Annotated in this window: 17 protein-coding genes; 9 read left to right on the top strand and 8 right to left on the bottom strand. The window is 71.4% G+C overall.

Annotated elements, in window-relative coordinates; genetic code table 11:
* The first annotated feature begins 21 nt into the window (after positions 1-21).
* From ACIBMZ_RS02960 to valS, 3 genes are all read left to right on the top strand, one after another.
* Positions 22-1,911 carry an ABC transporter ATP-binding protein gene (locus ACIBMZ_RS02960; protein WP_396690452.1) on the top strand — a complete coding sequence of 630 codons (1,890 nt, stop codon included), beginning with the start codon at positions 22-24 and terminating at the stop codon, positions 1,909-1,911.
* Between the two features lie 86 nt (positions 1,912-1,997).
* Entirely contained in the window at positions 1,998-3,854 is a 1,857-nt protein-coding gene (locus ACIBMZ_RS02955) for an ABC transporter ATP-binding protein (protein WP_396690979.1), read from the top strand.
* Positions 3,855-3,899: 45 nt separating this feature from the next.
* Positions 3,900-6,464, top strand: coding sequence for a valine--tRNA ligase (gene valS, locus ACIBMZ_RS02950; protein ID WP_396690450.1), 2,565 nt, complete (start codon positions 3,900-3,902; stop codon positions 6,462-6,464).
* 147 nt (positions 6,465-6,611) lie between these two features.
* Here the strand turns inward: valS and ACIBMZ_RS02945 are convergent, their stop codons facing one another.
* Genes ACIBMZ_RS02945 through ACIBMZ_RS02930 form a run of 4 tightly spaced genes read right to left on the bottom strand, consistent with a single transcriptional unit; the run spans position 6,612 to position 10,060 of the window.
* Positions 6,612-7,322 carry an ABC transporter permease gene (locus tag ACIBMZ_RS02945; protein ID WP_396690449.1) on the bottom strand — a complete coding sequence of 237 codons (711 nt, stop codon included), beginning with the start codon at positions 7,320-7,322 and terminating at the stop codon, positions 6,612-6,614.
* Positions 7,322-8,275, bottom strand: coding sequence for an ABC transporter ATP-binding protein (locus ACIBMZ_RS02940; protein WP_396690448.1), 954 nt, complete (start codon positions 8,273-8,275; stop codon positions 7,322-7,324). The genes ACIBMZ_RS02945 and ACIBMZ_RS02940 overlap by 1 nt, the downstream gene beginning before the upstream one ends.
* Positions 8,272-9,153: an ABC transporter permease gene (locus ACIBMZ_RS02935; RefSeq protein WP_396690447.1), complete on the bottom strand. Its 882-nt coding sequence runs from the start codon at positions 9,151-9,153 to the stop codon at positions 8,272-8,274. The genes ACIBMZ_RS02940 and ACIBMZ_RS02935 overlap by 4 nt, the downstream gene beginning before the upstream one ends.
* The gene (locus ACIBMZ_RS02930; protein ID WP_396690445.1) at positions 9,146-10,060 is read right to left on the bottom strand and encodes an ABC transporter ATP-binding protein; all 915 of its coding nucleotides are present in this window, start codon (positions 10,058-10,060) and stop codon (positions 9,146-9,148) included. The genes ACIBMZ_RS02935 and ACIBMZ_RS02930 overlap by 8 nt, the downstream gene beginning before the upstream one ends.
* A gap of 264 nt (positions 10,061-10,324) precedes the next feature.
* Between ACIBMZ_RS02930 and ACIBMZ_RS02925 the strand changes: the two genes are divergently transcribed.
* The 4 genes from ACIBMZ_RS02925 (at position 10,325) to galT (ending at position 15,478) form a co-directional block, all read left to right on the top strand.
* Positions 10,325-11,884: a glycosyltransferase family 2 protein gene (locus ACIBMZ_RS02925; RefSeq protein ID WP_396690443.1), complete on the top strand. Its 1,560-nt coding sequence runs from the start codon at positions 10,325-10,327 to the stop codon at positions 11,882-11,884.
* Between the two features lie 109 nt (positions 11,885-11,993).
* On the top strand, positions 11,994-13,523 hold the full coding sequence (gene cysC, locus ACIBMZ_RS02920; RefSeq protein ID WP_396690442.1) for an adenylyl-sulfate kinase: 1,530 nt from the start codon (positions 11,994-11,996) through the stop codon (positions 13,521-13,523).
* Positions 13,524-13,616: 93 nt separating this feature from the next.
* Positions 13,617-14,405: a DeoR/GlpR family DNA-binding transcription regulator gene (locus ACIBMZ_RS02915; protein ID WP_396690440.1), complete on the top strand. Its 789-nt coding sequence runs from the start codon at positions 13,617-13,619 to the stop codon at positions 14,403-14,405.
* Entirely contained in the window at positions 14,402-15,478 is a 1,077-nt protein-coding gene (gene galT / locus ACIBMZ_RS02910) for a galactose-1-phosphate uridylyltransferase (RefSeq protein ID WP_396690438.1), read from the top strand. Before ACIBMZ_RS02915 ends, galT begins: the two co-directional genes overlap by 4 nt.
* Before the next feature lie 316 nt (positions 15,479-15,794).
* Here galT and ACIBMZ_RS02905 read toward each other — a convergent pair whose 3' ends face one another.
* Together ACIBMZ_RS02905 and ACIBMZ_RS02900 are read right to left on the bottom strand one after the other, a co-directional pair.
* The gene (locus ACIBMZ_RS02905) at positions 15,795-17,012 is read right to left on the bottom strand and encodes an NADP-dependent isocitrate dehydrogenase (protein ID WP_396690436.1); all 1,218 of its coding nucleotides are present in this window, start codon (positions 17,010-17,012) and stop codon (positions 15,795-15,797) included.
* Between the two features lie 150 nt (positions 17,013-17,162).
* Complete coding sequence (locus ACIBMZ_RS02900; RefSeq protein WP_396690435.1) at positions 17,163-17,561, bottom strand: VOC family protein; 399 nt, start codon at positions 17,559-17,561, stop codon at positions 17,163-17,165.
* 82 nt (positions 17,562-17,643) lie between these two features.
* On the opposite strand from ACIBMZ_RS02900, the gene ACIBMZ_RS02895 reads away from it, so the two are divergent.
* A complete protein-coding gene (locus ACIBMZ_RS02895) occupies positions 17,644-18,411 on the top strand; it encodes a TetR/AcrR family transcriptional regulator (protein ID WP_396690433.1) in 768 nt (255 codons plus the stop codon).
* A gap of 72 nt (positions 18,412-18,483) precedes the next feature.
* Here the strand turns inward: ACIBMZ_RS02895 and ACIBMZ_RS02890 are convergent, their stop codons facing one another.
* Positions 18,484-19,434, bottom strand: coding sequence for a malate dehydrogenase (locus ACIBMZ_RS02890; RefSeq protein WP_396690431.1), 951 nt, complete (start codon positions 19,432-19,434; stop codon positions 18,484-18,486).
* Positions 19,435-19,533: 99 nt separating this feature from the next.
* Positions 19,534-20,394: a bifunctional methylenetetrahydrofolate dehydrogenase/methenyltetrahydrofolate cyclohydrolase gene (locus tag ACIBMZ_RS02885; protein WP_396690430.1), complete on the bottom strand. Its 861-nt coding sequence runs from the start codon at positions 20,392-20,394 to the stop codon at positions 19,534-19,536.
* A gap of 432 nt (positions 20,395-20,826) precedes the next feature.
* On the opposite strand from ACIBMZ_RS02885, the gene ACIBMZ_RS02880 reads away from it, so the two are divergent.
* Positions 20,827-22,428 (top strand): ABC transporter substrate-binding protein, encoded by a 1,602-nt coding sequence (locus ACIBMZ_RS02880; RefSeq protein ID WP_396690428.1) that lies wholly within the window; start codon positions 20,827-20,829, stop codon positions 22,426-22,428.
* The last annotated feature ends 105 nt before the right edge of the window (positions 22,429-22,533 follow it).

Below are 22,533 nucleotides of genomic sequence, written 5' to 3'. Positions count from 1 at the left end.
GTTTGCCGCTACCGTCGGGTAGTGGCTGCGGGGAGCGACGGCGGCCCGGCCGACCGGGGCGAGGTCGGGCGACATCCGCTGCGTAACCTGTGGCGGCTGCGGCGATACCTGCGCCCGCACGCCACCGAGTTCGCCTGGCTGATGGTGGCCGGGCTCGCGGCCACCGCCGCAGGCATCGCCGTACCGCTGGTGGCCCAGCGGGTGGTCGACGGTCCGGTGGCCGAGCGGGATCTGCCGGGGCTGCTCGAACTCGGCGGGCTCGCGTTGGCGCTCGGGCTGGCCGAAGCCCTGCTGATCTTCATCCGACGCTGGGTGCAGTCGTCGTCCTCGGTGGCGATGGAGGCGACCATCCGCGCCGACGTCTACGCCCACCTGCAACGGCTGCCGGCCAGCTTCCACGACCGGTGGCCGTCCGGGCAGTTGCTGTCCCGGATCACCAGCGACCTGTCGGTGCTGCGCCGGTTCCTCTCCTTCGGACTGTTCTTCCTCGTCCTCAACGTGGTCACCTACCTGGTCGTGGTGGTGCTGCTGATCCGGCTGCACCCGGTCCTGGGGCTGCTGGTGGCGGCCAGCGCGGTGCCGCTGTTCCTGATCGCGCGACGCTTCGGCCGGCACTACCACACCGCGTCGCGGCGGATGCAGGACCAGCAGGGCGATGTCGCCACCCTGGTCGAGGAGACCGCCCAGGGCCTGCGCACCATGAAGGCGTACGGGCGAGGGCCGCAGTTGGCGGCCAGGTTCGCGGGCGGCACCCGGGCGTTGCACGACACCGGGGTGGGCAAGGGGCGGCTGCTCGCCCGTACCTCCGCGTTGCTCGACCTGGTGCCCAACCTGACGCTCGGCGTGGTGCTGGTGGCCGGTGCGGCGGCGGTCGCCACCGGTCGGCTCACCATCGGTCAGCTCGTCGCGTTCGTCAGCCTCCAACTCATGCTGATCTGGCCGGTGCAGTCGCTCGGCTGGATCATCGCCAACGGGCAGGAGGCGGCCACCGCCGCCGACCGCATCCAGGAGGTGCTGGACACCGCGCCGAGCATCGTCGACGCGCCCGGTGCGGTGGCCCTGTCCGGCGCGGCGGTGCGCGGGCGGCTGCGCTTCGAGGCGGTGACGTTCCGCTACCCGGGCAGCACCTCCGCTGTGCTGCGCGGCGTCGACCTGACCGTGGAGCCGGGCGAGACGCTTGCCGTGGTCGGTGCCACCGGCAGCGGCAAGAGCACACTGCTGTCGCTGGTGCCTCGGCTGCACGAGGTGACGGGCGGCCGGATCACCCTGGACGGGCACGATGTGCGGGACCTGCGGCTGGACTCGCTGCGTGGGCTGGTCGGGATGGCCTTCGAGGAGCCGACGCTGTTCTCCATGTCGGTGTGGGAGAACCTCACCCTGGGTCGTCCCGACGCCGGGGAGGACGAGGTCCGGGCGGCACTCACGCTGGCTCAGGCCGAGTTCGCGTACGAGCTGCCGTGGGGTCTGCGGACCCGCCTCGGCGAGCAGGGGCTCTCCCTCTCCGGCGGCCAGCGGCAGCGTCTGGCGCTGGCCCGGGCGGTGCTCGTCCGGCCCGCCGTACTCGTCCTCGACGATCCGCTCTCCGCGCTCGACGTGCACACCGAGGCGCTCGTCGAGTCCGCGTTGAAGCGGGTGCTGCGGGACACGACCGCGCTGTTGGTGGTGCACCGGCCGTCCACCATCGCCCTCGCCGACCGGGTCGCGCTGCTGGAACAGGGGCGGATCACCGCGGTCGGTCCGCACACCGAACTGCTGGCCACGGTGCCGGCGTACCGGGCGGTGCTCTCGGCCGACCCGACCGACTCGACCGGACCGACCGGACCGACCACTCCGGCCGTATCGACTGCACCGCCGCCGCCCCGAGCGCCCGCCGACCCGGCCCCCGACGGCTCACCGCTGGTGCGCTCGTGACCGGCGTCGTCGGACCCGACCCGGCCGCTCCCGCACCGACGCTCTCCGGTTCCGCGGACTCCGCGTCGAAGACCTCCGACCCGGAGATCCCCGCACCCACGATCTCCGACCCGGCCCACTGGCGCGGCATCGCCCCCGATCCGCACGCCGACCGCAGCCTGGCCGAGGACACCAGCCCGGAGGCGGTGGCCCGGTTGCGGGTCCGCAGCCGGGCGCTGTTGGCCGACGTGCTGCGTCCGCACCGCGCCCGGCTGGGCGCCGCGGTGGCGCTGCTGCTGACCCAGAACGCCGCCGCGATGTCCGGACCGTACCTGGTGATGCTCGGCATCGACCGGGCCATCGACCCGCTGCGCGAGGGTCGGCCCGGCACGCTGGTCGCGGTCGCGGTGGCCTTCGCCGCCGCGAGCGGCACCGAGTACGCGGCCCGGCGCGGCTTCCTCGCCCTCTCCGCCCGGATCGGCCAGGCCGCGCTGCTCGACCTGCGCCAGCGGGTGTACGCGCACTTCCTGCGCCTGCCGGTGGCGTTCCACGAGCGGTACACCTCCGGCCGGATGATCTCGCGCTTGACCAGTGACATCGACTCGATCGCCGAGTTGGTCGACGGGGGCGTGGAGAGCCTGGTGATGGCGGCCCTGACGATCGTGTCGGTGGCCGGCATCCTGCTCTGGCTGGACCTGCCGCTGGCGGCGGTGACCCTGCTCGCCTTCCCGCTGCTGTTCTGGCTGTCCCGCTGGTTCGCCCGCGCCTCGGCCGCCGCGTACCGCCGCACGCGGGAGGCGATGGCGCTGGTCATCGTGCATTTCGTGGAGTCGATGCGCGGTATCCGGGCGGTGCAGGCGTACCGCCGCCAGGAACGCAACCAGCAGATCTTCGCCTCGGTCAACGACGACTACCGACACAGCAGCCGGCACGCCTTCCGCCTGATCGCGACGTACTCGCCGGGGATCAAACTGATCGGCAACGTCACGGTGGCGATGGTGCTCTGTTACGGCGGCGCCCGGGTGCTGGGCGGCGAGACCGGTGTCGGGGTGCTCGCCGCGTTCCTGCTCTATCTGCGCCGGTTCTTCGAGCCGATGCAGGAGCTGAGCCAGTTCTACAACTCGCTCCAGTCGGCCACCGCCGCGCTGGAGAAACTCGCCGGGGTGCTCGACGAGCGACCCGAGGTGGCCGAACCCGCGCACCCGGTGCCGTTGCCGCGCGGGCCGACCCGGGGCGCGGTCGAGTTCCGGGACGTGTCGTTCGGCTACCACTCCGGTCGGGAGATCCTGTCCGGCCTGGATCTCGACATTCCCGCCGGGCAGACGGTGGCGCTGATCGGGCCGACCGGGGCCGGTAAGTCCACCGTCGCCAAGCTGCTCGCCCGGTTCCACGACCCGACCGGCGGCACGGTCCGCCTCGACGGTGTGGACCTGCGCCAGGTCGCCGACGCCGCGCTGCGCCGGACGATGGTGCTGGTCACCCAGGAGACCCACCTGTTCGGTGGCACGGTGGCGGAGAACATCCGGTTCGGTCGGCCGGACGCCGACGACGCCGCCGTGGAGGCCGCCGCGCGGGCCATCGGCGCGCACGACTTCATCGCCGCGCTGCCCCACGGGTACGCCACCGAGGTGCACCGGCGCGGTGGACGGCTCTCCGCCGGGCAGCGGCAACTCGTCGCGTTCGCGCGGGCCTTCCTGGCCGATCCGGCGGTGCTGATCCTGGACGAGGCGACCTCGTCACTGGACGTACCGACCGAACGGCTGGTGCAGCACGCGCTCGGCACCATCCTGCGGGACCGGACCGCGGTGGTGATCGCGCACCGGCTCTCCACGGTGGAGACCGCCGACCGGGTCCTGGTCCTCGACGGTGGCCGGATCGTCGAGGACGGTCCGCCGGCCCGGCTGGTCGCCGAGGGCGGCCGGTACGCCGCGCTGCACCGCCAGTGGCGCGACTCGCTGCTGTAGATATTCCGGTGACCGCCCACCTGGTCACCCGCCTACCATCGACGGATGACTGATACGGCGAGGACGGCCCGCACCGGCGTCCCCGAGCGTCCGACCCTGGACGGGCTCGAGGAGACCTGGTCGCGCCGCTGGCAGGAGGACGGCACGTACGCGTTCGACCGCAGCAAGGAGCGGTCGGACGTATACGCGATCGACACCCCGCCGCCGACCGTATCCGGCGAGCTGCACATGGGGCACGTCTTCTCGTACACGCACACCGACCTGGTCGCCCGCTTCCAGCGGATGCGGGGCCGGACCGTCTTCTACCCGATCGGGTGGGACGACAACGGCCTGCCCACCGAGCGGCGGGTGCAGAACGTCTACGGCGTGCGCTGCGACCCGAGCCTGCCGTACGACCCGGACTGGCAGGCACCGCAGGCGCCGGTCGACGACGCCGCCCGCAAGGACCCGACCCCGATCTCGCGGCGCAACTTCATCGAGTTGTGCGAGCGGCTGACCGTCTCCGACGAGCAGGTGTTCGAGGCGTTGTGGCGGCGGCTGGGTCTCTCGGTGGACTGGTCGCTGATGTACACCACGATCGGTCCGGCGGCTCGGGCCACCTCGCAGCGGGCCTTCCTGCGCAACCTGGCCCGGGGGGAGGCGTACCAGGCGGAGGCGCCGACGCTGTGGGACGTCGGTTTCGCCACCGCCGTGGCCCAGGCCGAGTTGGAGGACCGGGAGCGCCCCGGGGCGTACCACCGGTTGCGGTTCCACCGGCCGGACGGCCGCGAGGTGCTGATCGACACCACCCGGCCGGAGCTGCTGCCGGCCTGTGTCGCGCTGGTCTGCCACCCCGACGACGAGCGGTACGCGGACCTGGTCGGCACGATGGTGCGTACGCCCGTCTTCGGGGTGCAGGTGCCGGTGCGCGCGCACGCGCTGGCGGACCCGGCCAAGGGCACCGGCATCGCGATGGTCTGCACCTTCGGTGACCTCACCGACGTGACCTGGTGGCGGGAACTGGACCTGGAGACCCGGGTGGTGATCGGCCGCGACGGGCGGCTGCTGCCGGAACCACCGTCCGGGGTGCCCGGCGGCCCGTACGCGGAGCTGGCCGGGCAGACCGTCAACGGTGCCCGGCGGCGCCTGGTGGAGCTGCTCGCCGACGCGGGTGACCTGGTCGGCGACGTGCGCCCGATCACGCATCCGGTGAAGTTCTACGAACGCGGCGACCGGCCGCTGGAGATCGTCTCGACCCGGCAGTGGTATCTGCGCAACGGTGGCCGCGACGCCGACCTGCGCGAGGCGCTGCTGGCCCGGGGGCGGGAGCTGCGCTGGGTGCCGGAGCACATGCGGCACCGCTACGAGCACTGGGTGAGCGGCCTGACCGGCGACTGGCTGGTCAGCCGGCAGCGGTTCTTCGGCGTGCCGGTGCCGGTGTGGTACCGGCTCGACGACGTTGGCGAGCCGGACTGGTCCCACCCTCTCACGCCGGACGACTCCACGCTGCCGATCGACCCGTCCGAGGACGCCCCACCCGGGTACGACGAGTCACAGCGCGGCGCGCCGGGCGGTTTCGTCGGCGACCCGGACGTGCTGGACACCTGGGCCACCTCGTCGCTGACCCCGCAGCTCGTCGGCGGTTGGGAACGCGACCCGGAGCTGTTCGCCAAGGTCTTCCCGATGGACCTGCGCCCACAGGGGCAGGAGATCATCCGGACCTGGCTGTTCGCCACCGTGGTGCGGGCGCACCTGGAACACGGCACGCTGCCCTGGCACACCGCCGAGCTGTCCGGCTGGATCCTCGACCCGGACCGCAAGAAGATGTCCAAGTCCAAGGGGAACGTGGTGACCCCGATGGCGCTGCTGGAGCAACACGGCTCGGACGCGGTGCGCTACTGGTCGGCCAACGGTCGGCCCGGCACCGACCTGGCTTTCGACCCGGCCCAGATCAAGGTCGGCCGACGGCTCGCCACCAAGCTGCTCAACGCGTCGCGGTTCGCGCTCGGGCTCGGTGCCGCCGACGCCCTGCGCGCCCCGGCGACCACCGCCCTGGACCGGGCGGTGCTGGCCGAACTGTCGTCCGTGGTGGCGGCGGCGACCACCGCGTTCGAGGCGTACGACCACACGGCCGCGTTGCAGGCCACCGAGTCGTTCTTCTGGCGGTTCTGCGACGACTACATCGAGCTGGTGAAGGAACGTGCCTACGGCACGGGTACCGGTGCCGACTCGGCCCGGGCCACGCTGGCCACCGCGCTCTCCGTGCAGCTCCGACTCTTCGCGCCGGTGCTGCCGTACGCGACCGAGGAGGTGTGGTCCTGGTGGCGGTACGGATCGGTGCACCGCGCGCCGTGGCCCACCACGTACGAGGTGGACCGGGCCGTGCAGGGCGAGGGTGATCCGGCGCTGCTGCGGCTGGCCTCGGACGCGTTGAGCCAGGTCCGGCGGGCCAAGTCGGAGCGGAAACTGTCGATGAGGGCGGAGGTGCCGTTGGCCGAGGCGCTCGGCCCGGCGGCCCTGCTCGACCAGCTCACCGAGGTCGCCGACGACCTGCGGGCGGCGGGCCGGATCGGCAAACTCGACCTGCTGCCGGACCGCACCACCGAACTCGTCATCGCCTGCGCCTTCTAGTGCTCTGCAAGGAAGGGCACCCTGTTAACGCCTGGTGTATAGGAAGGGCCCCCTGCTGACAACCGGCCGGTACGAGCCCGCCGGAACCGTTGATAGGGGGCCCTTCCTATACCGGAGGCGTTAACAGGGTGCCCTTCCTTACATCCGTCAGCTTGTTTCGCCGGCCACCGAAAAGGCGCGCAGGCGGTCGATGGCGAGCACCGTGAAACCGACGCTGACCAGCACCGTCATCACCGCCGCCACCGGCACGGAGACCGTGGTGTTGAGCAGCGCGGTCGGCGCCAGCTTGTCGGCGATGGCGATCACGTAGTGCTGGATGGAGAGCACCCGCGTGCCGGTCACCACGTTGCTGAGCAGCCCTTCCCAGATCAGCACGTACACCAGGCCGAGCAGCACCGGCCGCCGGGTGAGCAGGCTGCTCGCCACGAACAGCGCCGAGTAGGCCAGCGCGCCGATCGCCGCGGCGACGGCCAGCGCCAGACCGAGGCGGGCCGAGTCGGCCAGCAGGCCCGCGGCGAACAGCGGCACCGCCACGGTGACCGCGGTGGCCCCGGCCGCCACCGCCAGCTTGGGCAGCACGATCTGCCAGCGCGGCAGCGGCGTGGTGAGCACGTGCACCACGGTGCCGTCGTCGATCTCGGCACCGAGCACGCCGGTGCCGACGATCAGCGCGATCACCGGCAGTACCACGGCCAGACCGAGACCGACCAGCACCGGCGGTCCCCAGTCGGTCGGCGCCACCCCCAGGCCACGGGAGAGTACGGCCAGCACCACCAGCAGGACGGGCAGTGGCAGCAGCAGCAGGAACCGACGGCGACCGAACAGCCCGCGCGCGGTGATCCAGGAGACAGTGGACATCAGGCCTCCACCAGGTAGGAGAAGACGCTCTCCAGGGATTCGTCCTCGGGCACGAGCTGGCTGACGCGTACGCCCCGGGCCAGCGCCACCTTCGGCAGCGTCCGGGTGAACGAGCCGTAGTCTCCGGCGCGTACGGTCAGCCCGTTGCGGCCCAGCTCGACGCCGCTGACCGAGGGTTCGGCCATCAGCGCGACGGCCAGCGCGCGGTCGTCGGTGGAGCGGATCGCGAAGACGTGCGGCCGGTTGGTCATCAGACGACGGATGGTGCGGAAGTCGCCGGAGGCGGCGAGTCGGCCGGCGACCATCACCTGCACGGTGCCGGAGACCTGCTCGACCTCCTCCAGGATGTGCGAGCTGAACAGGATGGTGCGGCCCGCGTCGCCGAGCGAGTGCAGCAGCTCCATCATGTGCAGCCGCTGGCGCGGGTCCATGCCGTTGAACGGCTCGTCGAGCAGCAGCACCTGCGGCTCGTGCACCAGCGCCGCGGCCACCCGGGCGCGCTGCCGCATGCCCTTGGAGTACGTGCCGATCCGGCGGTCCTGCGCGCCCTCCAACTCGACCAGGGCGATCGCCCGGCGGGCCGCATCCTTCGGGTCGGGCAGCTTGTGCATCTTGGCGGTGGCGAGCACGAACTCGTAGGCGGTGAGGAACGAGTGCACCGCCTCCCGCTCGCTGACCAGGCCGAGCAGCCGGTAGACCTCGGGGTTGCGCCAGGTGGGCCGCCCGTCCAGGGTGACCGCGCCCCGCGACGGGGCGAGGAAGCCGGCCATCATGTGCAGCAGCGTGGTCTTGCCGGCCCCGTTCGGCCCGAGCAGGCCGGTCACGCCGGGGCCGAGGGACATGCTGACGTCGTTGACCGCGACCACGTTGCCGTACCAGCGGGAGACCCCGGCCAGGTCGAGGCTGCTGGTGGCGGTGGCCGTCGGCGCGGCGGCGGAGGAGGTCGTGGTCATCGTGCGGCCACCTTCCGGTAGCGGGCCAGCAGCAGGGCGACGCAGCCGGCCACGAGCGCGACGGCGGCCACGGCGTACACCGGGCCGAACGGGCCGAGGTCGGGCACGAAGGCGTCCTGGTCGGTGATCAGCAGGTCGCGCAGTGTCCACACGCCGACGCCCTGCACCAGGGTGGAGGGCGAGGCGAGACCGGAGAGCTGGTTGGCCGCCTGCGAGGGCAGGATCGACATGGTGCCGACGATCGGCGTGGTCATCAGGAAGACCGCGACGATGCCACCGGCGGCGAAGGCCCGCTTGCCGGTCAGCGAGGCGACCAGCAGACCGATCGAGGCGAAGACCGCCGCCCAGAGGCCGGCGTAGAGCAGCCCGCCGACCAGGTCCACGAACTCGTCCCAGACCGCGCCGGGACCGTCCAGCGTGAACGCGGCGCCGAGGAACATGAACATCTGCGGCGCGCCGAGCAGCAGCCAGAGCGAGGTGACCAGGGCGAGCAGCTTGGCCAGCGGGTAGTCGGCGCGGGGCAGCGGCCGGGAGAAGTACAACGGCAGCACACCGCTGCGCAGGTCCCGCGAGACCAGCTCGGGTGCGGCCACCGCGACGAAGAACAGGACCAGCCAGCTCAGGTTGTCGGCGAACTGGGCGTAGGTCATCACCACCTCGCCGAACTGGGCGCGCATCGCGGTGACGGCGACGGCCACCATCAGCACGATGCCGACCACCAGCCAGGGGAAGATCTTCGCCTTGGCGCTGCGGCCAAGACCGAAGGCGGTGCGTACGCCGTGCAGGTAGAGCGACCCGAAGACGTAGCGGCGACCGAGGCGAGGGCCGGTGTACCGCTGGTAGCCGATGTCGTGGATGACGCCGGTCGGCTCAGGCATGGCTGCTCTCCCTTCGGGAGAAGAGTTCGGCGACCCGGTGCCGGCGCTGGTCCAACCGGTGCAGCGGCAGGTCCAGCTCGGCCACCGCACCGAGGATCAGGTCGTAGGTGCCGTCGTCGGCGAGCGGGACCAGGAGCAGTTGCCCCTCCCGGCTCACCGGCAGGTCGAGCGCGGCCAGCCGGGTGGCCAGGTCGTCGGTGCCCTCGCTGACCTCGACGGCGAGCACGTCGATGGCCGAGGTCATCGCGGCGATGTTGTCGGCCCGCAGCAGCCGTCCGCCGTCGATCGCGACCAGCGTGTCGCAGATCCGCTCGACCTCGCCGAGCAGGTGCGAGCAGACCAGGACGGAGATGCCGAACTCGGTGCCGATCCGGTGCACCAGGGCCAGCATCGCGTCCCGACCTGCCGGGTCGAGCCCGTTGGTGGGCTCGTCGAGCAGCAGCAGGTCGGGGTCGTGCACCAGCGCCTGGGCCAGCTTGACCCGCTGCTTCATGCCGGTGGAGTAGCCACCCACCGGGCGGTGCCGCTCCTCGTGCAGCCCGACGTGCCGCAACGCCTCGGAGGCGCGTTCCCGTGCGACCGTCCGCGGCAGGCCGCTGATCCGCCCGAGGTGGGTGACCAGTTCGGCGCCGGACAGGTCGGGTGGGAGACAGTCGTGCTCCGGCATGTAGCCGACCCGGGCGCGTACCGCCGCGGGGTCGGTGGTGGGGTCGAGGCCGAGTACGCGTACCTGGCCACTGGTCGGGGCGAGCAGGCCGAGCAGGAGCTTGATCAGCGTCGACTTGCCGGCGCCGTTGGCGCCGACCAGACCGACTATCCCTGGCTCCACCGCTACCGTCAGCTCGGACAGTGCGGTGACCCCGCCGCCGTAGACCTTCGTCAACGACTCGGTTGCGATCAGTGTCACGCCGACAGCCTAGAGAAGGCCGGCAATGTTCCGGACCCCGGTGAGCGCCCCTGTTTCCCCTGATCCTCCCCGGGTAGCTTCCCCCTAGGGTGCCGCCCGCCGAGTGCTCGGTCCCGGACGCCCGGGGCAGCGGTGCCACCGGGCCGGTTGCGTCCGCCGCGCCGGAAGAGAAGAATTCGGCCCCGCACACACGGTGATCGCGGCATTTAGTACACACTGGAGCACGCGACACGACACCCGGCGAAAGCGGCGGACGGGAGGGCGATGACGGCTGGCGGGCCGAAGGTGAGCGTGGTGGTGCCGGCGTACAACGCCGGTGGGACCATCCAGGCGCTCGTCGACTCCCTGCTGCGGCAGTCCATGCCGGCGGCGGAGTTCGAAGTGATCTTCATCGACGACGGTTCGACCGACGACACCGGGGACCGGCTGGACGAGCTGGCCGCCGCGCACCCACACATCCAGGTGCTGCACATCGAGAACAGCGGTTGGCCGTCGCGTCCGCGCAACATCGGGATCGCCCGGGCCCGCGGCGAGTACGTCCAGTTCGTCGACGACGACGACTGGCTCGCCGACGAGGCCCTGGAACGGCTGTACGCGTACGCCGTGCAGCACGACGCGGACATCGCGATCGGCAAGATGGTCGGCCACGGTCGGACCGTGCCCCGGGAGCTGTTCCGGGTCGACCACCCCCACGCCACGCTCGCCGACACCCCGCTGATCGACAGCCTGACCTGTCACAAGATGTTCCGCCGGGCCTTCCTGCTGGAGCACGACCTGCGCTTCCCGGAGGACCGCAGACGCCTGGAGGACCACCATCTGGTGGCTCGGGCGTACCTGCTCGCCCGCCGGGTCAGCGTGTTGTCCGGCTACACCTGCTACCACCACGCCAAGCGGACCGACGGCGGCAACCTGACCGCCAACCGCCTGGATCCGGCCGAGTACTTCGACAGCCTCCGCGCGGTGCTGGACATCGTCGACGCGCACGTGCCGCCCGGCCCACTTCGCGACCGGCTGTACCGGCGGTGGCTGCGCAACGAGATGATCGCCCGGCTGCGCGGCAAGCGGCTGCGGAACGCGCCTCGGGACTGGGCCGACCGGGTCGTCGAGGAGGTCGGCAGCACGATCCGGAAACGGTTCGCGCCCGAGGTGGCCGCCGCGCTGCCCGCGCTGCAACGGACCGTCGCCGGGCTCGCCGCCGAGGGTCGCATCGAGGACCTGCACCGCCTGGCCGAGTGGGAGGAGGGCGTCCGCGCCACGGTCCGCCTGACCGGGTACGAGCTGACCGGCTCGACGCTCGTCCTCACGCTCACCGGGCAACTGCGCAACGGCGGCGGGCCGATCGTGTTCACCCACGCCGACGGGCGGGACCTGCTCGTCGTACCGGTCGAGGAGATCCCCACCGACCTGCTCGACTGCACCGAGGAGCTGCACCACGGCCGGCTGGACGTCCTCGCCCGGCGGGCCGGGGACGGCGCGGATTTCCTCCTGCCGGTGAGCTTCGAGGTGAAGCGCGTTTCCGTTCCCGCCGGTGGCCTGCGCGTGGTCTACCGGGGCACCGCGACGGTCGACGTCGACCGGCTCGACGGCGGTCCGGACGCGGGTGACTGGACCTTCAAGACCCGGGTGACCAGTTCCGGCTGGACCAAGGAGGCGAAGGTACCGCTGGTGCTCTCCGTCGGTGCCGACGGCCCGGTGGTGGTGGACAAGCGCCCGACGCCGGCTCCCCCACCGCCCCCGGAGACGGTCGGCCTGTGGCGGCGGGTGCGGCGGGCGTTCGGCCACAGTCCCGGTCCGACCGGGCACGGCGCGGTCGGCACGACCTGACCCTCCGACGGCCACCCGGGTCGGGCGGCTGCCGTGGGACGAGTGGCGCTCTCGACCGATCGGCGACCGGCTGCGAAACTGTGTGCCGGTCGCCGGAGTTGGGGGTCTGATGAGCAACGGGTGGGTGCTGCCCGACGAGGTGCTGCGGGACGCGCCGACGTACACGCCGCGTCCCGGCGAGCTCGCGGATCTGGAGCTGTTGCTCACCGGTGCGTACGCGCCGCTGACCGGCTTCATGACCCGGGCCGACCTGGTCTCCGTCAGCCGCCGTGGTCGGCTCGTCGACGGCGCGCCGTGGCCGGTCGCGGTGACCCTCCAGGTGCCGACCGCGCTGGCCCAGGGGCTCGACCTGCACGCCCCGGAGCACCGCACCTTGGTGCTCACCGACGGCGAGGGCGCGCCGGTGGCGGCGCTGGAGGTGGCCGACGCCTGGCAGGTCCGGGACGGCGTGGCCGGGGTCGGCGGCACCGTCCGCCGGCTCGGCGACGGTGGACACGGTCCGTTCCAGCGGCTGCGTCGCCCGCCCGAGGAGATCCGGGCGATGCTGCCGCCCGGCCGGGTGCTCGGCGTGGTCGCCGACCGGCCGCTGCACCGCCCGCAGTTGGCCCAGATCGCGCACGCGGTCCGGACACTCAGCGCCCACCTGCTGATCATGATTCCGGTGGGCGAGGAGGGCACCGGGGGCCTACCGCCGGAGGCACTGGTGCGCGGCGTCTTCGCCGCCCGGGACCGGATGCCGCCGGCCACCCTGGTCGCGGTGCCGTTCTCCCGTCGACCGGACGAGATCAGCGACGCCCTGTTGCGGGCCCGGGTGTCCGCCGCGTACGGCGTGACCCACCTGCTCTCCACCGGGGAGATGCTCTCCGGTGCCGGGCTGCGGGTGCTGGTGCCCCGGGAACTCGCCTACGACAACCGGGACGGCCAGTGGCGTTGGCGTGAGGACATCCCGCCGCGCAACCGGCGGTTGGCGCTGACCCAGGCCGAGGTCGACGATCTGCTGGACCGGGGCTTCCCGCTTCCGGAGTGGCACACCCCGCCGGCGGTGGCGAAGGAGTTGGCCCGGGCCCGGCCGCCCCGACGGCACCGGGGACTGGTGGTCTTCCTCACCGGGCTCTCCGGCTCGGGCAAGTCGACGGTCGCCCGAGGGCTCGCCGACACGCTGCGCGAGCAGGGCGAGCGTACGGTGACGCTGCTCGACGGCGACGTGGTGCGCCGGGAGCTGACCGCCGGGCTGGGCTTCAGCCGGGCTGACCGGGACACCAACGTGCGGCGGATCGGCTGGGTGGCCGCCGAGATCGCCCGGCACCGGGGGATCGCCGTCTGCTGCCCGATCGCCCCGTACGCGCAGGCCCGGGCCGTCGCCCGGGAGATGGCCGTGGCGGCGGGCGCCGGTTTCGTGCTGGTGCACGTGGCCACGCCGCTGGAGGTGTGCGAGCAGCGTGACCGCAAGGGCCTGTACGCGCGGGCGCGGGCCGGTCTGCTCACCGGGATGACCGGCATCGACGACCCGTACGAGGAGCCGACCGACGCGGACCTGGTGCTCGACACCACGGATCTCGCGGTGGACGACGCGGTCCACGCGGTCCTGCACCAGCTCACCGAGACCGGCTGGGTGGAGCCGCCGCGACCGGCGCTCTGACTGGCGCAGCGTTCCCTTCCGGGAGGTTGCCGACCCGCGCTATGTTTGCCCATGTTCGAAGATGTTCGTTGACGTGGGGCGCGGAGGGTGCCGATGCTCGCCCAACAACGCCAGGCGGCGATCCTGGACCGGGTCCGGGCCACCGGTGGGGTACGCGTCGGTGAGCTGGCCACCGAGTTCGGTGTCTCCGACATGACCATCCGACGCGACCTGGACCTGCTGCACGAGCGCGGCCTGCTGGCCAAGGTACACGGCGGCGCCACCGTCGCCGGCTCCACGGACGAGCCCGGCTTCCAGGCCAAGTCGGTCCGCCAGCAGGCCGAGAAGGCCGCCATCGCCGCTCGGGCGGCACGACTGGTGCACCCCGGCGCGGCGATCGCGCTCTCCGCCGGCACCACCACCGCCGAGCTGGCCCGACGGCTGGTCGACGTGCCGTCCCTGACCGTGGTGACCAACTCTCTGCCGGTCGCCGACATCCTGCACGACCAGGGTCGGGACGACCAGACGGTGGTGCTCACCGGCGGCGTGCGGACGCCGTCGGACGCGCTGGTCGGGCCGCTGGCGGTGACCGCCGTCCGGTCCCTGCACCTGGACCTGCTCTTCCTCGGCGTCCACGGGGTCACCGATCGGGCCGGCTTCACCACGCCCAACCTGCTGGAGGCGGAGACCAACCGGGCCCTGGTGGCCGCCGCCGACCGGCTCGTGGTGCTCGCCGACCACACCAAGTGGGGCACCGTCGGTCTCTCCGCCATCGCCCCGCTGTCCGACGCGCACGTGCTGGTCACCGACGACCGGCTGGCCCCGGAGGCCCGTCGGCTGCTCGCCGACCGGGTCGGTGAACTGCTCGTGGTGCCGACGAGCGGTTCGGAGGCGGCGCGATGAGGCGTACCGCGATCAGGCTGGCCGACGGCCGCGAACTCGTCTACTTCGACGAGCGGGACGACGCCGTCCGGGACCAGCCGGACCGGCGCGAGCTGCCCCCTCCCCCACCCGCCTCCCAGCTCCGCTACGACCCGCTCACCGACGAGTGGGTCGCGCTGGCGGTGCACCGGCAGACCCGGATCTTCCTCCCGTCGGCCGACCAGTGTCCGCTCTGCCCCTCCACCGACGACTGGTTGAGCGAGATCCCGGCGCCCGACTACGACGTGGCGGTCTTCGAGAACCGGTTCCCGGCCCTGAGCGGCAACGTGGTCGACGAGCCCACCGAGATGACGCCGTTCACCGCGGTCCGGCCCGGGCAGGGTCGCTGCGAGGTGGTCTGCTTCACCGACGACCACCACGGCTCCTTCGTCGGCCTGCCGCCGCGCCGGGTCCGCACCGTGCTCGACGCGCTGGCCGACCGGACCGCCGTGTTGAGCGGGTTGCCCGGTGTGGAGCAGGTGTTCTGCTTCGAGAACCGGGGGGTGGAGATCGGCGTGACCCTGCACCACCCGCACGGGCAGATCTACGCGTTCCCGTTCGTCGCGCCGCGTACCCGGTCGCTGTTGGGCGCGGCCCGGCGGCACGCGGAGCGCACCGGCGGCCGGAACCTCTACGCCGACGTGCTCGCCGCCGAGCGTGCGGCCGGTGAGCGGGTGGTGGCCGGCAACGACCACTGGACCGCGTACGTCCCGGCCGCCGCCCGCTGGCCGTTCGAGGTGCACCTCGCCCCGCACCGGCCGGTGCCCGACATCCCCGCGTTGAGCGAGGCCGAGCGGGACGCCTTCGGCCCGCTCTACCTGGACCTGCTGCGCCGCTTCGACGGCCTGTTCGACGCGCCGATGCCCTACATCGCCGCCTGGCACCAGGCACCGGTACGCGTCGACCGGGAGCTGGGTCACCTGCATCTGCAACTGTTCAGCGTGAAGCGGGCCGCGGACAAGCTGAAGTACCTGGCCGGTACGGAGTCCGCGATGGGCGTGTTCAGCAACGACATCGCCCCGGAGCAGGCCGCCGCCCGGCTCCGTGCCGTCTGACCCGTGCATCCGATCCGCCGGATCCGGGGCGGTGGACACCGTCGGAAAGCAGGGCGCGGGGGGCCCGGGACAGGGCCCCCCGCAGGGAAGGGACGGCTGGCTGTCGTGACAGCCGAGGAAGGTTGGCTGCTGGGCACGCGTGCCGCGCGGCGGCGACGGTCAACCTTCCAGGACGGGACTGGCATCTCGTCCATCCTGGTCAACGAGGCGCGCCGGGTCGGGTGACGCGGGTACGGCGTGTCCCCCGCGCCGCGCCGGAGAAGACCACGAGCCCGCCGGCTGGTCGGCCGGCGGGCTCGTGGGAGGCGGACGGGACTCAGGCGGCCCGGCGGCGCGCCAGGTTCTCGTCGAGGGTGTTCATGAACTCGTCGGTGGTCTGCCACGGGGCGTCCCGCGAGATGAGCAGCGCCAGGTCCTTGGTCATCTGCCCGCTCTCGACGGTGGAGACGATGACCTGCTCCAGGGTGTTGGCGAACTCGGTGACCGCCGGGGTGCCGTCCAGCTTGCCCCGGTGGGCCAGGCCCCGGGTCCAGGCGTAGATCGAGGCGATCGGGTTGGTGGAGGTCTTCTCGCCCTTCTGCCACTGCCGGTAGTGCCGGGTGACGGTGCCGTGCGCGGCCTCGGCCTCGACGGTGCGACCGTCGGGCGAGAGCAGCACGGAGGTCATCAGACCGAGCGAGCCGAAGCCCTGCGCGACGGTGTCCGACTGCACGTCACCGTCGTAGTTCTTGCACGCCCAGACGTAGCCGCCCTCCCACTTGAGCGCGGCGGCGACCATGTCGTCGATCAGCCGGTGCTCGTAGGTCAGGCCCGCGGCGTCGAACTCCGCCTTGAACTCGTTCTCGAACACCTCGGCGAAGATGTCCTTGAAGCGGCCGTCGTACGCCTTCAGGATCGTGTTCTTGGTGGACATGTAGACCGGGTAGCCACGGTCCAGGCCGTAGCGGAACGAGGCCCGCGCGAAGTCCCGGATCGAGTCGTCGTAGTTGTACATGCCCATGGCGATGCCGCCGCCCGGGAAGTTGGCGATCTCCATCTCGACCGGGTCCGAACCGTCGGCCGGGGTGTAGGTGATGGTGACCGTGCCCGGGCCGGGCACCACGAAGTCGGTGGCGCGGTACTGGTCGCCGTGGGCGTGCCGGCCGATGATGATCGGCTTGGTCCAGCCCGGGACCAGGCGGGGCACGTTCGACATGATGATCGGCTCGCGGAAGACGACGCCGCCGAGGATGTTGCGGATGGTGCCGTTCGGCGACCGCCACATCTTCTTCAGCCCGAACTCCTCGACGCGGGCCTCGTCCGGGGTGATGGTGGCGCACTTGACGCCGACGCCGTGTTCCTTGATGGCGTTCGCGGCGTCGACGGTCACCTGGTCGTCGGTGGCGTCACGGTGCTGGATCGACAGGTCGTAGTAGTGCAGGTCGACGTCGAGGTAGGGCAGGATCAGCTGCTCGCGGATCTGCTTCCAGATGATCCGGGTCATCTCGTCGCCGTCGAGCTCCACGACCGGGTTGTTTACCTTGATCTTCGCCATCGGCCGGCGCTCCTCTCGGGGGACACATGCTCAAGCAGTACGAGCGTACTGGATCGGTTGGGACGAGGAACGCCGCGCCCACCGGTCGGCCGGGAACGGCCACGGGCCCGGCGGGACTTACCCCGCCAGGCCCGGCGCATGCGCGGTGGATCAGTCGGCCGACCCGGTGCCGTGCAGCCACTGGACCACCTGCAGGATCACCCCGTTGGGGTCGGCGACCTGGAAGAAGCGCTCTCCCCAGGGCTCGGTCTGCACCTCGGTGACGATCGGCACACCGGCGGCCTGGAGGCGGGCGTACTCGGTGTCGATGTCGTCCACGACGAACGCGACGAGCACGCCCTCGGCCCGCTGGTCCTTCAGGCTCGGGGGTTGGAGGCTGGCCAGCCCCGTACGCAGGAAGATCAGGTTGAAGCCGACCCCGTCCCGGGCCAGCGAGACGAACCCGTCGGCCGACATCTCCTCCCGGAACCCGAAGTGCTGCTTGACGAACTCGGCCGACGTCGTCACGTCATCGACGTTGAGCGAGATGGCCGAAGCGGTGATCTGCATGCGCTCTCCCACCTTGCGGAAACTTACTCCGTACATTGTACATCGTACTGCGTACAGAGATTTGGCCTGCAAAGATCGGAGGGTGCCCGACCATCACACCGGAGGCGGCGATCCCGCCCACACCCTGCGCCTGCTCTGGCGGCAGCCCGACGCCGACCCCCCGCGCCGCGGCCCCCGCCAGGGCCGCTCGTTGGACGAGATCGTGATGGCCGCCATCGCGCTGGCCGATGCCGAGGGGCTGGATGCGGTGACCATGCGAGCGCTCGCCCGAGCCCTCGGGGTGGCACCGATGACCCTCTACACGTACGTGCCGGGCAAGGCCGAACTGCTCGACCTGATGCTGGACGCGATCTACGCGGGCATGCCCCGGCCGGACCGCTCCGACCAGCCGTGGCGGGCGCGGGTGGCGGCGCTCGCGCAGGACAACCGGGACCTCTTCACCGCCCACCCCTGGGCCGCCGAGGTCGCCACCGGTCGCCCGCCGCTGGGGCCGGGCCTGATGGCCAAGTACGAACACGAGCTGCGCGCCTTCGACGACACCGGCCTGGACGACGTGACCCGGGACGCCGCGTTGACCTTCGTCCTCGACTTCGTCCGGGCCGCGGCCCGCTCGGCGGCCGAGGCGCGCTCCGCCCGAGCGCAGACCGCCTGGACCGACGAGCAGTGGTGGGCGGCGAACGCCCCCCTACTGGCCCAGGTCCTCGACGAGCAGCAGTACCCCACCGCCGTACGCGTCGGCACCGCCGCCGGCACCGCCCAGCAGGCCGCCTACCATCCCGACCGCGCCTACACGTTCGGCCTGACCCGCATCCTGGACGCCCTGACCACCCTCATCGACCAGCCGAGTTGATCAAGAAGTTTACGTCACCCGAAGAGCGATTCGGAGACGCAAACTTCTTGATCAACCTGGGGTGGGGTGGGGTTACATGTTGGCTACGTCGGCCTGCTTGGCGCGGACGGCCTCGGCGGCCTCCTTGAGACTGGCCAGTTCGTCGGCGTCCAGGTCGGTCTCGACCACGCGCTTGACGCCCTCGGCGCCGATCGCCGCCTCCACGCCCAGGTAGACGCCGGAGATGCCGTACTCGCCGTCGACCCAGGCGCAGACCGGCATGACCTCGCCGGAGTCCTCGGCGACGGCCTTGGCCATCCGGGCGGCGGCGGCCGACGGGGCGTAGTACGCCGAACCGGTCTTGAGCAGGGCGACCACCTCGGCGCCGCCGTTACGGGTGCGGACGACCAGGTCCTCGATCTGCTCGGCCGGCATCACCTCACGCAGCGGCTTGCCGTTCACGCTGCTCTGCGACGGCACCGGGACCATGGTGTCGCCGTGCGACCCCAGGGTCAGCGTCTTCACCGCCTTCACCGGCACCTCCAGCGCCTCGGCGACGAAGTTGCTGAACCGGGCGGTGTCCAGCATGCCGGCCTGGCCGAGCACCCGGTTACGCGGGAACTGGGTGGCGATCTGGGCCAGCGCGGTCATCTCGTCCAACGGGTTGGAGACCACGATGACGACGGCGCTCGGAGCGTACTTGGCGACGTTCTCGGCGACCTGACGCACGATCTTGGCGTTGGTCTCCAGCAGGTCCATCCGGCTCATGCCCGGCTTGCGCGGCAGGCCGGCGGTGATGACGACCACGTCGGAGCCCTCGATGCCCTCGTAGCCCTCACCGTTGCGGCCGGTGGTGACGCCGACGACCTTGGTCTCGAAGCCCTCGACCGCCCGGGACTGGTTGAGGTCGAGAGCGATGCCCGCGGGCTTGCCCTCGATGATGTCGGTGATGACGACGGTGTCGAAGACGTCGTACTCGGCCAGGCGCTGCGCGGTGGTGGAGCCGTAGAATCCGGCGCCGACGACAGTGACCTTCTTACCCATGGTCGTCCCACTCCCTGCTACCAGTCGGTTTTCCGGACGGTATCAGCCATCCTGGCACCCGTCAGGCCAGGGGCGGACGGTTATGGGCCTTCCGTCACCTCAGCCGCGTTCTGCCCGCTCGACCACGTTGGTCAGCAGCATCGCCCGGGTCATCGGACCGACCCCGCCGGGCATCGGCACCACCTTGCCGGCCACCTCGAAGACCTCCGGGTCCACGTCGCCGGTGTAGCGGCCCTTGCCGTCCGAGCCGATGACCCGGGTGATGCCCACGTCGACCACGACCGCGCCCGGGGTGATCATCTCGGCCGTGAGCAGGCCGGGTACGCCGGCAGCGACGATCACGATGTCGGCGGCGCGGGTGTGCGCGGCCAGGTCGAGGGTGCCGGTGTGGCAGAGCGTCACGGTGGCGTTCTCGCTGCGCCGGGTCAGCAGCAGCCCGAGAGGGCGACCGACGGTGTTGCCGCGACCGACCACCGCCACGTTGGCGCCGCGCAGCGGCACCTCGTGCCGCCGGAGCAGTTCCACGATGCCGCGGGGGGTGCAGGGCAACGGCGCGTCGTAGCCGAGCACCAGCCGGCCCAGGTTGACCGGGTGCAGGCCGTCGGCGTCCTTCTCCGGGTCGATCAGTTCGAGCACCCGCTGGGTGTCCAGATGTGCCGGCAGGGGCAGTTGGACGATGTAGCCGTGGCAGGCCGGGTCGGCGTTCAGCTCGGCCAGGGTCCGGTCGACCTGCTCCTGGGTGGCGTCGGCCGGCAGCTCACGCCGGATCGAGGCGATGCCGACCTCGGCGCAGTCGCGGTGCTTTCCGTTGACGTATGCCTGGGAGCCGGGGTCGCTGCCCACCAGCACCGTGCCCAATCCCGGCACGGTTCCCCGTTCCGCCAGGGCCTTGACCCGCGCCCGCAGCTCGTCCTTGATCTCTGCCGCGGTCGCCTTGCCGTCCAGAAGCGTCGCCGTCACGACCTGATCGTCTCACGCCCGCCATGGTCGCCTCCCCCGACCTGGCGGGCTGGCGACACGGACCACCAAACTACTCTCCGTCAGGTGTCGTTCCTCACTTTGAGTGACTACTTGTGCCGGCAGCCACTACGACTCCGGACAGCCGGGCACGAACGCCCGTAATCCGACGATCACGCTGTTCGCCACCCGAGAAGGTGCCGACCGCCGCACGGCACGTGCAAACCGCACCAGAAAGAGCACGCCATCGCCGGTTTGGGCGCTTCGGCGTAGCACGGTTGCCGACGCTCGCCAAGCCGGAGGGCCGCGTTCTGTTACCCCTTCGAGACCGATACGTTGCCGAGCCACGGCCCACGACCTACCGTTGCCGAGCGTTGCGCAGAGTTACCCCAATGCCGGGCTTGATCGCGCAGCGTAATGAGACGAGGAGGCTCAATGCGCGTTCGTAGGCTCGCCGCCTGGACCGCCCTCCCGCTCGCGGTGACGCTGGGCCTGGTGGCCTGCGGCTCGGGCGGCGACGGTTCCGGTGAGAGCGACCCCAACGCGGCCGTGCGGATCGAGATCGCCGAGCCGCAGCACCTGGTGCCGACCAACACCAACGAGACGAGCGGCTCCCAGGTGCTCGCCGCCCTGTTCAGCCCGCTGGTCGACTACGACGAGGCCCACAAGCCGTACGAGGTCGCGGCCGAGTCGATCACGTCCGAGGACAACACCACCTGGACGATCACGCTGAAGGACGGCTACACCTTCCACAACGGCGAGGACGTCACCGCCGACAACTACATCGACGCCTGGAACTACGGCGCGTACGCCCCGAACGGGCAGAACTCCAGCTACTTCTTCGAGAAGATCGCCGGGTACGACGACCTCCAGGGCGAGAACCCGAAGGCCACCACGCTCAGCGGGCTCAAGAAGGTCGACGACGACACCTTCACCGTCACGCTGTCCCAGCCGTACAGCGAGTTCACCGCGATGCTCGGCTACACCGCCTTCTACCCGCTGCCGGAGGCCGCGTTCTCCGCACCGGGCGAGCTGGCCGAGGGGTACGAGCAGGCGCCGATCGGCCAGGGTCCGTTCAAGATGAAGGGCACCTGGCAGCACGACGCCAAGGTCGAGGTCGAGCGGTACGACGCCTTCCCGGGCGAGCAGCCGAAGGTTGCCGGCGTCGAGTTCCGGATCTACCAGCAGCTCACCGCCGCCTACGCGGACGTGCTGTCGGACAACCTCGACGTGATCAAGACCGTGCCGACCGAGAACCTCTCCACCGCCGGCACCGACCTGGGTGACCGGTTCCAGCAGAGTCCCGCGTCGTCGCTGCACTTCCTGGCCTTCCCGACCTTCCAGGAGGAGTTCAGCAACCCGGACGTGCGCAAGGCCATCTCGATGGCGATCGACCGCGAGGAGATCACCCGGTCGATCTTCAAGGACTCGCAGCAGCCGGCCCGCTCGTTCGTGTCGCCGGTGGTCGCCGGCTACCGGGAGAACACCGTCGGCGCTCCGGGCGAGTTCGACCCCGCCCGCGCCAAGACGCTGTACCAGGCGGCGGGCGGCCCGTCGAAGATCACCCTGTCGTACAACGGCGACGGTGGGCACAAGGACTGGATCGACGCCACCTGCAACCAGCTCAAGGCCAACCTGGGCGTGGACTGCGTCGGCAACGCCGAGCCGAAGTTCGCCGACCTGCTGACCAAGGTCAAGGCCAAGCAGCCGGTCGGCCTGTTCCGGATGGGCTGGATCATGGACTTCCCGTCCATGGAGAACTACCTGGGCCCGCTGTACAGCTCGAACGGTTCGTCGAACTACTACGGCTACAGCAACCCGGAGTTCGACGAGCTGCTCGCCGAGGGCGCCAGCGCCCCCAGCGTCGAGGAAGCGATCAAGAAGTACCAGGCGGCCGAGGACCTGCTGGCCGAGGACCTGCCGGTGGTACCGCTGCGCTTCGGTCAGAACAACTTCGGCCACTCGACCAAGGTGAAGAACGTCGAGATGGACCTCTTCAACCGGGTCGACCTGATCAAGATCGAGGCCGTCAAGTAACACGACCACGGGCGCGGGGGGGGGGGGGGGGTGCGGGCCCCCCCCCCCGGGGGCCCGGTTTTGGGGGACAGGCGATGATTTTTCGATTCATAGGTGGGCGGCGGG

It is taken from the genome of Micromonospora sp. NPDC049900, assembly GCF_044461025.1.
Taxonomy (GTDB): Bacteria; Actinomycetota; Actinomycetes; order Mycobacteriales; family Micromonosporaceae; genus Micromonospora.
This window is presented reverse-complemented; position numbering and strand designations above follow the sequence as displayed.

What these genes read in the sequence shown, in the direction of transcription:
- valS (WP_396690450.1), top strand. Translation starts at nt 3,900, where the DNA reads ATGACTGATACGGCGAGGACGGCCCGCACCGGCGTCCCCGAGCGTCCG.
- ACIBMZ_RS02945 (WP_396690449.1), bottom strand. Translation starts at nt 7,322, where the DNA reads ATGTCCACTGTCTCCTGGATCACCGCGCGCGGGCTGTTCGGTCGCCGT.
- ACIBMZ_RS02940 (WP_396690448.1), bottom strand. Translation starts at nt 8,275, where the DNA reads ATGACCACGACCTCCTCCGCCGCCGCGCCGACGGCCACCGCCACCAGC.
- ACIBMZ_RS02935 (WP_396690447.1), bottom strand. Translation starts at nt 9,153, where the DNA reads ATGCCTGAGCCGACCGGCGTCATCCACGACATCGGCTACCAGCGGTAC.
- ACIBMZ_RS02925 (WP_396690443.1), top strand. Translation starts at nt 10,325, where the DNA reads ATGACGGCTGGCGGGCCGAAGGTGAGCGTGGTGGTGCCGGCGTACAAC.
- cysC (WP_396690442.1), top strand. Translation starts at nt 11,994, where the DNA reads ATGAGCAACGGGTGGGTGCTGCCCGACGAGGTGCTGCGGGACGCGCCG.
- ACIBMZ_RS02915 (WP_396690440.1), top strand. Translation starts at nt 13,617, where the DNA reads ATGCTCGCCCAACAACGCCAGGCGGCGATCCTGGACCGGGTCCGGGCC.
- galT (WP_396690438.1), top strand. Translation starts at nt 14,402, where the DNA reads ATGAGGCGTACCGCGATCAGGCTGGCCGACGGCCGCGAACTCGTCTAC.
- ACIBMZ_RS02905 (WP_396690436.1), bottom strand. Translation starts at nt 17,012, where the DNA reads ATGGCGAAGATCAAGGTAAACAACCCGGTCGTGGAGCTCGACGGCGAC.
- ACIBMZ_RS02900 (WP_396690435.1), bottom strand. Translation starts at nt 17,561, where the DNA reads ATGCAGATCACCGCTTCGGCCATCTCGCTCAACGTCGATGACGTGACG.
- ACIBMZ_RS02890 (WP_396690431.1), bottom strand. Translation starts at nt 19,434, where the DNA reads ATGGGTAAGAAGGTCACTGTCGTCGGCGCCGGATTCTACGGCTCCACC.
- ACIBMZ_RS02880 (WP_396690428.1), top strand. Translation starts at nt 20,827, where the DNA reads ATGCGCGTTCGTAGGCTCGCCGCCTGGACCGCCCTCCCGCTCGCGGTG.